Source organism: Klebsiella sp. R390, from assembly GCF_051131745.1.
In the GTDB taxonomy this organism is placed as follows: Bacteria; Pseudomonadota; Gammaproteobacteria; order Enterobacterales; family Enterobacteriaceae; genus Klebsiella.
Window position 1 is genome coordinate 3,460,882 of record NZ_CP180445.1, and the last position, 12,552, is coordinate 3,473,433.

Annotated in this window: 10 protein-coding genes and 1 tRNA gene; 7 read left to right on the plus strand and 4 right to left on the minus strand. The window is 54.9% G+C overall.

The annotated features are described in order from the left end of the window. Positions 1-80: 80 nt before the first annotated feature. The 4 genes from ACMYSP_RS16180 to argE are packed head-to-tail and all read left to right on the plus strand — an operon-like array spanning position 81 to position 3,626. Positions 81-1,346 (plus strand): flavin-containing monooxygenase, encoded by a 1,266-nt coding sequence (locus ACMYSP_RS16180; protein WP_434583083.1) that lies wholly within the window; start codon positions 81-83, stop codon positions 1,344-1,346. 29 nt (positions 1,347-1,375) lie between these two features. After that, on the plus strand, positions 1,376-1,798 hold the full coding sequence (locus ACMYSP_RS16185; protein WP_123756482.1) for a RidA family protein: 423 nt from the start codon (positions 1,376-1,378) through the stop codon (positions 1,796-1,798). 9 nt (positions 1,799-1,807) lie between these two features. Then, positions 1,808-2,482, plus strand: a complete 675-nt coding sequence (locus tag ACMYSP_RS16190; RefSeq protein ID WP_434583084.1) for a DUF1028 domain-containing protein — start codon at positions 1,808-1,810, stop codon at positions 2,480-2,482. After that, the gene (gene argE / locus ACMYSP_RS16195) at positions 2,475-3,626 is read left to right on the plus strand and encodes an acetylornithine deacetylase (RefSeq protein ID WP_434583086.1); all 1,152 of its coding nucleotides are present in this window, start codon (positions 2,475-2,477) and stop codon (positions 3,624-3,626) included. Before ACMYSP_RS16190 ends, argE begins: the two co-directional genes overlap by 8 nt. Positions 3,627-3,812: 186 nt before the next feature. Here argE and ACMYSP_RS16200 read toward each other — a convergent pair whose 3' ends face one another. Both ACMYSP_RS16200 and ACMYSP_RS16205 read right to left on the minus strand, forming a co-directional pair. Continuing rightward, entirely contained in the window at positions 3,813-5,228 is a 1,416-nt protein-coding gene (locus ACMYSP_RS16200; RefSeq protein ID WP_434587119.1) for a purine-cytosine permease family protein, read from the minus strand. 735 nt (positions 5,229-5,963) lie between these two features. Next, positions 5,964-6,566, minus strand: a complete 603-nt coding sequence (locus ACMYSP_RS16205; RefSeq protein ID WP_434583087.1) for a short chain dehydrogenase — start codon at positions 6,564-6,566, stop codon at positions 5,964-5,966. Between the two features lie 99 nt (positions 6,567-6,665). On the opposite strand from ACMYSP_RS16205, the gene ACMYSP_RS16210 reads away from it, so the two are divergent. After that, a complete protein-coding gene (locus tag ACMYSP_RS16210) occupies positions 6,666-7,556 on the plus strand; it encodes a LysR substrate-binding domain-containing protein (RefSeq protein WP_434583088.1) in 891 nt (296 codons plus the stop codon). Between the two features lie 49 nt (positions 7,557-7,605). After that, positions 7,606-8,001, plus strand: coding sequence for a YidB family protein (locus tag ACMYSP_RS16215; RefSeq protein ID WP_434583089.1), 396 nt, complete (start codon positions 7,606-7,608; stop codon positions 7,999-8,001). Positions 8,002-9,062: 1,061 nt separating this feature from the next. Here ACMYSP_RS16215 and ACMYSP_RS16220 read toward each other — a convergent pair. Next, a tRNA-Phe gene (locus ACMYSP_RS16220) sits at positions 9,063-9,138 on the minus strand. Between the two features lie 105 nt (positions 9,139-9,243). After that, on the minus strand, positions 9,244-9,957 hold the full coding sequence (locus ACMYSP_RS16225; protein ID WP_434583090.1) for a DUF554 domain-containing protein: 714 nt from the start codon (positions 9,955-9,957) through the stop codon (positions 9,244-9,246). A 437-nt stretch (positions 9,958-10,394) separates the two neighbouring features. Here ACMYSP_RS16225 and ACMYSP_RS16230 point away from each other — a divergent pair, with 437 nt between their 5' ends. Continuing rightward, positions 10,395-12,533 carry an ornithine decarboxylase gene (locus ACMYSP_RS16230; protein WP_434583091.1) on the plus strand — a complete coding sequence of 713 codons (2,139 nt, stop codon included), beginning with the start codon at positions 10,395-10,397 and terminating at the stop codon, positions 12,531-12,533. Positions 12,534-12,552 lie beyond the last annotated feature (19 nt).

Sequence of the window (12,552 nt, forward strand, 5' to 3'; positions counted from 1 at the left end):
TGCTTGTTACGGTTTATTAACCTCGGTCCTGCGCAGTGGTTTATTCCTGGCGATTGAACACCATTCGAAGGACACATTTTATGACCGTAGAAAAAACAACTATTGATACGCTGATTGTGGGCGGGGGCCAGGCCGGTATTGCCATGAGCGAGCATCTGACAAAGCTTGGCATTTCTCATCTGGTGATCGAGAAAAACCGCATTGCGGAAGCCTGGCGTACCGGGCGTTGGGACTCGCTGGTGGCGAATGGTCCGGCGTGGCATGACCGCTTTCCCGGCATGGAGTTTAAGGGGGGGGATCCCGACAGCTTCATTCCCAAGGAAGGCGTCGCGGAATACTTTGAAGATTACGTCAGGAAATTCGCGCTGCCGGTGCGTACCGGGGTAGAGGTTAAGAGCGCGGTACGCAACAGCGGGCGCCCTGGATTTACCATCGAGACCACTGACGGCGTGATTGAAGCGCAGCGCATTGTGGCCGCGACCGGGCCTTTTCAGAAGCCGGTGATCCCGGCGATTGCGCCGAAAGAGAGCGAGATCCATCAGATCCACTCTGCCCGCTACTACAACCCCGAACAGCTGCCTGCTGGTGGGGTGCTGGTCGTGGGGGCGGGTTCCTCCGGGGTACAGATTGCTGACGAACTGCAACGCGCAGGCCGCCAGGTCTATTTATCCGTTGGCGCCCACGATCGCCCACCACGCGCCTACCGCGATCGGGATTTCTGCTGGTGGCTGGGAGTGTTGGGCATGTGGGATGCGCCTGCCAGCGCGCCGGGAAAAGAGCATGTCACCATTGCGGTAAGCGGCGCCCACGGCGGCCACACCGTCGATTTCCGCCAGCTGGCGCAGCGCGGCATCACCCTGGTGGGGCTCACCAAAGCTTTTGAAAACGGTACGGCTACCTTCCAGCCGGATCTGTGTGACAACATCCGTCGCGGAGATGAAAACTACCTGGCGTTGCTGGATGCTGCGGATCGCTACGTTGAGGCAAACGGCCTTGATCTGCCACCGGAGCCGCAGGCGCGCGAGTTTTTACCTGACCCTGTGTGCATGACTACCCCGATTCTGTCGCTGAATCTCGCAGACGCCGGGATCACTACCATTATCTGGGCCACCGGCTATGCGGTGGATTACAGCTGGCTGAACGTCAACGCCTTCAATGAGCAGCGTCGTCCGCAGCACCAGCGCGGTGTCTCCAGTGAACCAGGGGTCTATTTCCTTGGATTGCCGTGGCTGTCACGCCGTGGCTCGACCTTTATATGGGGCGTCTGGCATGACGCAAAACACATTGCGGACCATATCGCCACCCAACGCAAATACAGCCAGTACCAGTCCGCCGGTCAGCGCTAAACCTTCGCCCATTGAACAGGATAAACAAGATGCCAACACATACCCGTATTCGCATGTTTAACACCAAAGAGACCTACCCGAATCAGAGCCTGGATAACGATTTATGCCAGGCGGTTCGCGCCGGCAATACCGTTTATGTTCGTGGTCAGGTGGGGACCGATTTCTCCGGGAATCTGGTGGGGCTTGGCGATCCGCAGGCCCAGGCCGAGCAGGCGATGAAAAACGTTAAACAGCTGCTGGAAGAGGCCGGGAGCGAGCTGTCGCACATTGTGAAGACCACCACCTATATTATTGACCCGCGCTACCGCGAGCCGGTGTATCAGGAAGTGGGCAAGTGGCTGAAGGGGGTTTTCCCGATCTCCACTGGACTGGTGATTTCCGCGCTGGCTCAGCCGCAATGGCTGATGGAGATCGATGTGATTGCCGTGATCCCCGATGACTACGTGAAATAAGGAGCCGCCATGACTTTTTCTATTGCTGCTTATTGCCCGGAGAGCGGGCAGTTTGGTATTGCCATCAGCTCCTCCAGTATTGCCGTCGGCGCGCGTTGCCCGTGGCTCCAGGCCGGCGTAGGGGCGGTGTCCAGTCAGAATATTACCCTCCCGGCGCTGGGTCAGATCGCCCTGGCCCAGCTGGAGCAGGGCGTTGAGCCTGAAAAGGCGCTGCGCCGTGCGCTGGCAGAGGATGATTTCAGTCGCTACCGGCAAATTATCGCCATTGATGCTAACGGCAAGACCGCCTCGTTCAGCGGGGATAAAACCCTCGGAATTTACCATGTTGCTGAAGGGCAGAGCTGCATCGCGGGGGGCAATATGTTGGCCAGCCCGTCGGTTGTTGAGGCGATGGTGAGCGGGTTCGAGCGTAGCGAAGGCGAAATGGCGACGCGGCTGGTTGCCGCCCTGCAGGCCGGGCTGGCCTGCGGCGGTGAAGCCGGCCCGGTGCATTCTGCGGCGGTTAAAGTGGTGGACGACTATTCATGGCCGCTGGTCGACCTGCGGGTGGACTGGAGCGATGATGACCCCATCGGGGAGCTGTCCGCGCTCTGGCAGGCGTATGAACCGCAGATGCAGGCTTATATCACGCGCGCGCTCGACCCGCGGGAGGCCCCCAGTTACGGAGTTCCAGGCGATGAATAATCAGGCCACTACGATACTGGCAACGCTACTGGCTTTTGATACCACCAGTCGCGAATCTAATCTGGCAATGATCGACTACATAAACCGCTTTCTGAGCGGTTTTGGCATTGAATCCCGGCTGTTTTTTGACGAGGAGGGCAAAAAGGCGAATCTCTATGCCCGCCTGGGGCCCTCGGGGCCGGGTGGGGTGATGCTCTCCGGCCATACCGACGTGGTCCCGGTTGACGGGCAGCGCTGGACGGTCCCACCTTTTGAACTGACCCTCCGCGACGGCCTGTGCTACGGCCGCGGCAGCAGCGATATGAAGGGCTTTATTGCCTGCGTTCTGGCCTCCGTGCCTGCTTTTCTCGCCCAGCCATTAACCATGCCGCTGCATCTCGCCTTCTCGTATGATGAGGAGGTGGGTTGTCTCGGCGTCCGGAGCCTGGTCAATCATCTGAAAGCATCAGCGGAGAAGCCCGCGCTGTGTATTATCGGCGAGCCCACCGGAATGCGTCCGGTATACGGTCATAAAGGCAAGTTAGCGATGCGCTGCCATATTCACGGCAAGGCCTGCCATTCGGCCTATGCCCCGGAAGGGGTGAATGCCATCGAGTATGCGGCGAAGCTGATGACCCGTTTAGGCGTGCTGGGTGAAAAGCTGGCGCTGCGCCAGGATGCGCGTTTCGACCCGCCGTACAGCACGGTGCAGGTGGGGGTAATTAGCGGCGGCGCGGCGCTAAATATCGTGCCTGAACGCTGCCAGTTCGATTTTGAAATTCGCCATTTGCCGGATGTCTCCCTCGACGATACCCTTGCCGGGCTGCAGGCCTATGCTGAAGAAGAACTGGTGCCGGCGATGCGTGCGGTGGCGGAAGACGCCACCATTCGCTTTCATCCTCTCAGCCAGTATCCTGGCCTGTTGAGCGACCCGCAGTCGGCGTTTGCCGGTTGGCTGGCGCAGTGGGCGGGTAATGATGACTTTGCTACCGTCGCATTTGGTACCGAAGGCGGTCTGTTTGACGAGGCAGGCGTAGCGACGATGATCTGTGGTCCGGGAAGTATGGATCAGGGGCACAAGCCCGATGAGTTTATTGCCCTGACTCAGCTGGAACAATGCCTGACAATGCTGGATAACCTGCGCCACTGGATGGCCGCTTCCTGAACCTTTGGCGCCCGTGTTCGGGCGCATTTTCACCGACTTCTTGCCCGTATCTTTTCTCTTATTGATGTTCTGGCTGCCCGTTCCTGTAGTTATTAGATCCTGCCATTTTAATTATCTCCCACGCTGAAAATAAAAAAGCTCCGGAATTTATCCGGAGCGAAATAATCACCTGAGGGAATGTATTGCTTAAGCTTTCTCTTTAGCAAAAGCCATCTTCTTGACGGTCTTCGCTTTCGAGAGCGTGTAATAGACAGGAGAAACCACCAGCAGGCCAATAATCCAGGATAAATCAGCCCCGCCGAATGACAGCGCAATCGGCCCGGTATAAATCGCCGTTGACATAAACGGCACTTCCACCGCAATACCTAATAAATAACAGAAGATGGCGGTCGCATTAAAATAACCATAAACTCCGCCGTCACGTTTGAAGAACGATTCAACATCATATTCACCATGGGCCACCAGGTAATAATCCACAAGGTTAATGGCGGTCCACGGCACCAGCACATACAACAGCACGGTAATAAAGTTGGTATAGATTAATAAGAAGTTTTCCTGACCATAAATTGCCAGCGCGATTTCGAGGAGCATCGTCAGAATGGCGGTAATGATTCTGGCCCGCGCCATCGGCGACCAGCCATCAATAAAGGTCTGGCCGAGGGTCAGCGTACACAGCACGCCGCAGTAGAGCATCATTGAGTTGGTGGCGGCGATCCCTAAGGCCAGAACCACAATCACCACCGCACCCATGCCGCCGGTAAGGTCGATAATGCCTTGAATAATATCATCATTACCAATGCAGGTGGCGACCAGTACCCCGAGGATCATCGGCAGATAAGAGCCTAAAATACAGCCAAAATAGCTGGCGTAAAACACGCTCTTGTCGTTGGTGCTGTAGGGCATATAGCGTGAGTAGTCAGAGACATACGGGGCGTAGGCCAGCTGCCACAGCGCGGCAATGGAGACGGCCCCGAGGAAGCCGACGCCGTTAAAGCCTCCGCGATCGAGAAAATCGACCGGCAGGCCGTGCACAAAGACGATCCATAAAAAGGTCGCCGCCAGCACAATCCCTGAAATCCACGACATAATTCTGGCGTAAGAGTGGATGATTTTATAACCAAAAATGGTGGCGAATAAGCTGAGCGCACCCACCACAATAATACCGATATCTGAGTTCATCGGTTTATAAATAGCATGCATCGACTGCCCGCCTAATACCAGGCTGGAGGCGGTAAAACCGATATACATTAAGACGACTATCGATACCACCAGTACGGAACCATAGGAGCCGAACTGCCCTTTGGTTTGCACCATTTGCGGCACGCCCAGTTTTGGCCCCTGAGCAGAATGCAGCGCCATAAACAGGCCGCCAACCAGACTGCCGATAAGTAATGCAATCACTGACCAGAAAAAGGAAAGATGGAAAATAGTGACGGACATGGCACCGGTAATAACGGTGAGCAGCATGATATTAGAACCAAACCAAATGGTAAAAAGATCGCTGGGTTTACCGTGTCGCATATTAAGGGGAATAGGTCTTATGGTATTACTTTCAAGATTTTCAACAGGCACAGATTGATGTTTAGTCATGGGCTCTCTCATCACTGCGAGGCTAAGTCAGCGTTATACCCGTCATACTTCAAGTTGCATGCGCGTTGGCAATACTCGGCCCATCCTTCGGCCTCAGCCCTTCGGGGCCAGCGCAAGTGTGGTTCAATTCGGCTTCGCCTCTTGTCCTGCAACTCGAAATATTTAGGGTATAGATGGATATTCCAATGAGGAGTACAGCTAATCTACTCATCATAACATTTCGTTTACTATTGTCACAATCTCGCAGCATTTAAGAAATTATTAAAAATGTCTAACGTCGATATAAAAAAAATGCTTTACCTCTGTCCTGGCGCCTGATTCAACGGGGCGAATAAACCGGTAAAACCATTTTTTAGCGGTTTCTGCTATGTAAGCGGAGATTTAATAATTAACTCGCTGGAAGGTTATTTTCAGGCAGATAAAACTCCGGCAGGGTGAAAATTGTCCGGAATGATTGATTGTCAGTCACGGTATAAAAGGCCTGATTATTTTGTGGGGAATTTGTGGCGAGGTGTCTGCACCATAATTATTAAATGTGAAATTATTATTTTCAAATAAATCAATGAATTAGTTTGTTTTTTGTATGAGTTGAATTGAAACGGGAAGCGGCAGCGGAAATTAAGAATGCGAAGATGCTCACACTCCGCGCTATTTAGTGAGAGTGTGCAGCGGATCAATATTTAAACATGTTCTGTTTATCCCGGCGGGTAAAAGCGGCCTGGCAGCCGCTCCCGGTGATGGTGTGAATCAGTAGCCGACGGTGTAGATCCGCCCGGTCTGCACCCCTTCCACGCTACGGCGATAGGCCTGGGCGACGGTTGTGGCGGGAACGCTGTCGAAGCCGGGGAAAAAACTGTCATAGGCCGAGAGCGATTCCGTCAGTACGGTGGGGCTTATCAGGTTAATGCGGATCCCGCGAGGCAGTTCGCAGGCGGCGGCGCGGACAAATCCTTCCAGCCCGGCGTTCACCGTGGTGGCGTTGACGCCCTGGGCAATCGGTTCGTGGGCCACAATTCCGCTGACCAGGGTAATCGATCCGCCATCATTCAGGTAGTGTTGTCCGGTCAGCGCCAGGCGGATTTGCCCCAGCAGCTTATCCTGCAAACCGTGATTGAAATCCTGGTCGGTCATGGTCGCCAGTGGGCCAAAGAACAGGTTGCCGGTGGCCGAGACGATGCCATCGACCTGGCCGACGTTTTCAAACAAAGACTCGACGCTTGACTGCGAGGTGATATCAACCAGGAAATCGCCGTGGGTACGACCCACGCGAATCACGTCATGTTGGTGACTCAGTGCTTCACTGACCGCCTGTCCGATGGTACCGCTGGCTCCGATAACGATAATTTTCATGGCTGACTCCTTATCTGTGGTGAGCCTCTATTCTTTAATGAAACAGGAATCGGATAAACTGGCTAAAAGTTAGATGATTACTAACCAGGGGTTTGCAATATGGATAAGCTGCGCGGCATGGAGATCTTTATCTCCGTCGTGGAATGCGGCAGTTTCACCGATGCGGCATCGCGGCTGGAGATGTCGGCGGTGATGGTCGGGAAATACATCGCCAACATCGAGCGCCAGCTCGGCACCCGACTGCTTGAGCGCAATACCCGCCGTCAGAGCCTGACCGATGCCGGACGGGTCTATTATGAGGAAGCCAGGCGGGTCGTGGAACAGGTCGCCATTGCCGAACGTTCGGTCGAACGGTTGCGGCTGGCGCCCGCCGGGACGTTGCGTATTAGCGCGCCAACCTCCTTTGGCGCCTGTGTGATCGCGCCGCTCACCGCCAGCTTTTTGCAGCGCTGGCCGGATGTACGCATCGAGCTGGATCTGACCAACCGGATGGTCGATCTGGTGGATGAAGGCATCGATCTGGCGATCCGTATCGGCGATATTCACAACCGCGATCTGGTGGCGAAATATCTCTGTCCATACCGCATGGTGATCTGCGCCGCTCCCGATTATCTGGCCCGCTACGGTACGCCGCTCACCCCGGCGGATTTGGCCAGCCATCGCTGTCTGTCCCATACGGTATGGACCGCGCGCAACGAGTGGATATTGCCGGGCGAACAGGACGCAGTGCGCTGGAAGCGTGATGCGGTGCTGCGCTGCAATGACGGGCACGGCTTGCGAATGGCGGCCATCGCCGGTGCCGGGTTGCTATTACAGCCGGAAGTCCTGCTCAGCGAGGCGCTTGCCAGTGGTAAACTGGTGCGGGTACTGGACGCCTACACGCCTCAGTCACGACCGGTCCATTTGCTGTGGCGTCAGGATCTGCGCCCGTTGCCGAAGCTGAGCCGCTTTGTGCAGCACGTGATGACCGCGTCGGAACGTGATTTATGAACTACGCTTATCCCGTCATTCATTCACGACACAGTTCACGGAGTCTGTCATGGGGTTACTTGATCAGATTGGCGGCATGCTGGGTGGGCAGGCCGGTAAAGCGGAGCAGCTGCAGGCCATTATGAGCTGGATCCAGCAGCAGGGCGGTATTCAGGGCGTACTGGAGAAATTGCGCAGTGGCGGGCTGGGAGAGATAGTCGAATCGTGGATCGGCCAGCAGAACAACTTGCCGGTTTCCAGCGATCAGGTGTCGTCGGCGTTAGGATCCTCCGCGCTGCAGGATCTGAGTGATAAGCTGGGGATCGATCCGCAAACAGCATCGTCGGTGATTTCTGAGTATCTGCCTAAAATCGTCGATGGCTTATCACCCAACGGCGAGGAGCCTGCCCAGCAGGACCTGCTGTCAGAAGGCATGAACCTGCTTAAAGGTAAGCTGTTCGGCTAAGAATGGGGGCGGGGTAAGTGGCGTGCCGCAGATCGTCGCACGGCATTTGCTATTGGCCCTGTATTCATGAACGCACAGACCCGCCTGACAGGCGGGTTTTTTATCCGTGCACCTTTCTTCGCATTGAACATCGTTCAAACTTACATTTGATATGTTGAAATAAAGGTTTTTGAGATAATAAAAATTTGTGTTCTTTCTAATGCATAGATTCTATTGGTATTTTTGCTATAATTTTGAGATGTCGTCATGCACCAGTTGAGATAACTAAACATCATGGCTCAATTTAAGCACTTTGAACTTTCCCTTCTTAACCCCAGCTTTGACTCCCCTTTGCCACTTATGCTGTCACGCTGATTATGCCGTGCCTGATAATCTGAAGAACAGTACTACCCGCCACGGCCGGTATTCACTATTGCTGGGTAAGATCACGCGTATGCCATTATTAAAAGATGGGTTCAGTTAGCCTTTTTATAAAAATAATCCTTCCACCATTTATAAAGTTTCCCTACACTAATTTTACAGCGCTGTTTTTAACTAACCTATTGATTAAATTGTTAATTTTTAGCGAGGGATTATGAGCACACTCAAAATGGAGTCGATTGGCCAGATAGCATCGAAAAATCACGTGATTTTGACTGGGCCAGAGTGTTCAACTTTGAAAATTAATCAATGAAAGTGAAAACACCTACATCTACGCGTAGGTGTTTTCTTCAGCCAGCTGTTTGCCGACCTGAGTCTGGAAAATTGCGCGTTAACAGACGTCATTGAAAAAACTGTAAAACCAGCGCTGGCCCCGAAGGGGTGAGCGGCTTGCCGCGAATAATCGAACGGAGTTCGATGGAGAGTCCGTATCGCAGAAAGCAAAAAACCCGCCATAGGCGGGTTCTTCTAAATAGTGGTGCCCGGACTCGGACTAACGCCGCAGGCGTTTGAACAGCGCGCTTGTCGCGCTGGCCCCGAAGGGGTGAGCGGCCTGCCGCGAATAATCGAACGGAGTTCGATGGAGAGTCCGTATCTCAGAAAGCAAAAAACCAGCCCTTAGGCTGGTTTCTTTAAATAAGTGGTGCCCGGACTCGGAATCGAACCAAGGACACGGGGATTTTCAATCCCCTGCTCTACCGACTGAGCTATCCGGGCAACGGGGCGCATTAAAACCGATTCGCCTCGCTGCGTCAACGAAATTTATTCAATTTGATGCAGACTGCACAATCTATCACCAGTTCGAATTAAAAGCACGCATCTTCAGGCGAAAAAGGTCGTCCAGGCCAGTGATATCGGCATTGCCAGCAGCAGGGCAGGCAGCATGTTCACCACTGCAAACATTTTAATTCCGCAGATTCGCAGGCCCGTTGCCAGCAGCAGCATCCCGCCGACGGCGGTAAAATCTGCCATCATCATCGGCGTCGTCAGCGGCATAATCAACGAGGCGCAGGCCGCCAGCGACAGCTGAATAAGCAGCATCGGCACGCTAATCGCGGAAACAGCAAACCCGAGGGTGCAGGCGAAAATCGTGGCGGTGAAAAAGTCGAGAAAGGCCTTAGCGATAAGAATGCTGGCATCGCCGGTCATGCCCTCGCGCATGGCACCGAAAATCCCGGTACCGCTGGCGCAAAACAGCACAATAATGGCGACGTAGCTCTGAATAAACGACGTATTTACCGGGGCCTTTGTTTTGCCTTTCGGCGTGAGCCATTGCTGGAGCTTGCTCACCAGGCTATTGACGCCTTTTTCCATGTTACAGGCTTCGCCAAGCAGCGTTCCCACCAGCGTCGACAGCACCATCACCGGCAGGTTGGCACACTTGATCACCAGCAGAATACCAATCCCCAATGAGGCCAGACCAAAAATAGAGGTCATTGACGTGCGGATCCGCTCCGGCAGTCTCTGGCTCAATAGTGCACCGAGTACGCCGCCCAAAAGGACCGCGCCGGCGTTAATAAAAGGTCCTGTAACCACTTTCAAGCTCCTGTTCATCATCCCGATCACCGCGTTATTATGACCCGAAAGTGCGGCAAAGGCCTGCGAATATGCCCGCTCATCGCATACAGATTTCATCTTGCGCGGGTATGTCAAAGGTGACATTATTGCGCGAATTTTCTTCTCTTCAACCATGAGGCCGCTGGGATGCTAATACCGTCTGTAGATCGCCACTGCCGCAGCGCACAGGTGCATCAGCTGCCTCATCTTGCTACGCTATCTTCTGATGACCAGCCACCCATGCGGTGACGGCAGCGCATGCTCACTGCAGGACAACAGTAAGAGCGGACCAGGTCTGTTTTTACTGATGTCGGGCGGTCGGAGCTGGGATCCAGTCAGACCCTGACAGTTCGTTGGGCAAGGCGTAAGCGCCTTGCCTGAAGCCTTTTACTCTCCCGAAACGGGTATTCGCGCTAATGAAATCCATGCACATTGCCGCCAGCCACGCGCTGGTTTCTCATCTTTCCACCCACCGCAGCGTGGTGGCGCTGGACAGTACTGATTTTACCGATGTGGCGGCAGTCGTCATTACCGAAGCGGACAGCCGCAGCGGCATCCTTACACTGCTTAATCGCAGCGGTTTTAATCTACCCGTCTATCTGCTGAGCGATGCCAGCCCGGCAAAGCCACAGGGCGTGACCGCCGTCATCACCGGTAAAGAGCAGGAGTGGCTCGAGCTGGAAGCCTCCGCCTGCAGCTACGAAGAACGCCTGTTGCCGCCGTTTTTCGACACCCTGACCCAGTACGTTGAAATGGATAACAGCACCTTTGCCTGCCCGGGACATCAGCATGGCGCTTTCTTTAAAAAGCACCCAGCCGGTCGTCAGTTCTTTGATTTCTTTGGCGAAAATGTGTTTCGTGCCGATATGTGCAACGCCGATGTTAAGCTCGGCGACCTGCTGATCCATGAAGGGTCGGCCAAGCACGCGCAGAAATTCGCGGCGAAGGTCTTCAACGCCGACAAAACCTATTTTGTCCTTAACGGCACCTCGGCGGCGAATAAAGTGGTGAGCAACGCGCTGCTTACGCGCGGTGACCTGGTGCTGTTTGACCGCAACAACCATAAATCCAACCACCATGGTGCGCTGATTCAGGCCGGGGCGACGCCGGTCTATCTCGAAGCCTCGCGCAACCCGTTTGGTTTTATCGGCGGTATCGACGACCACTGCTTTGACGAAAGCTACCTGCGTAAGCTGATTGAGGAAGTTGCGCCAGAGAAAGCCGATGCGCCGCGCCCGTTCCGCCTGGCGGTAATTCAGTTGGGCACCTACGACGGCACGGTCTACAACGCGCGTCAGGTCGTCGATAAGATCGGTGGCCTGTGCGATTACATCCTGTTTGATTCCGCTTGGGTAGGCTATGAGCAATTTATCCCGATGATGGCGGACTGTTCACCGCTGCTGCTCGATCTGAATGAAAACGATCCGGGCATTTTCGTCACGCAGTCGGTGCATAAGCAGCAGGCCGGGTTCTCGCAAACCTCGCAGATCCACAAGAAAGATAACCACCTGCGTGGCCAGGCGCGCTTTTGCCCGCACAAGCGGCTGAATAACGCCTTTATGCTGCACGCCTCTACCAGCCCGTTTTACCCACTCTTTGCAGCGCTGGACGTTAACGCCAAAATCCACGAAGGAGAGAGCGGCCGTCGCCTGTGGGCAGAGTGTGTGGCGCTGGGGATTGAAGCGCGTAAAGCGATTATCGCCCAATGCAAAATGATCCAGCCGTTTGTGCCGCCGCAGGTGGCAGGACGCCCGTGGCAGGACTATCCCACCGAAGAGATCGCGGCTGAACGCCATTTCTTCAGCTTTGAGCCCGGCGCCCGCTGGCACGGTTTTGAAGGCTACGCCCAGGATCAGTACTTCGTCGACCCTTGCAAGCTGCTGCTGACCACGCCGGGCATCGACGCTGAAAGCGGCGAATATACCGACTTTGGGATCCCGGCGACGATTCTGGCGCACTATCTGCGGGAGAACGGCATCGTGCCGGAGAAGTGCGATCTCAACTCGATACTGTTCCTGCTCACCCCGGCCGAAAGCGCCGAAAAGCTGGCTCAGCTGGTGGCGATGCTGGCGCAGTTCGAGCAGCATATCGAAGCCGATACCCCGCTGGCCGACGTACTGCCGACCATCTATAACAAATATCCGGTTCGCTATCGCGACTATACCCTCCGTGAACTGTGTCAGGAGATGCACGACCTGTACGTCAGCTTTGAGGTGAAAGACCTGCAAAAAGAGATGTTCCGCAAACACAGCTTCCCGCGTGTAGTCATGAACCCGCAGGATGCAAACCGCGAGTTTATCCGCGGTAACGTTGAGCTGGTGCGTTTGAGCGAGGCCGAAGGTCGCGTTGCCGCAGAAGGGGCGCTGCCGTACCCGCCGGGCGTGCTGTGCGTGGTGCCGGGGGAAGTCTGGGGCGGTGCGGTGCTGCGCTATTTCCTGGCACTGGAAGAGGGCGTCAATATGCTACCCGGTTTCTCACCCGAGCTGCAGGGGGTCTACAGTGAAACGGACTCTGATGGCATCAAACGGCTATATGGTTACGTGCTGAAGGCTTAAAAAAAACGCCCCGTCGGGA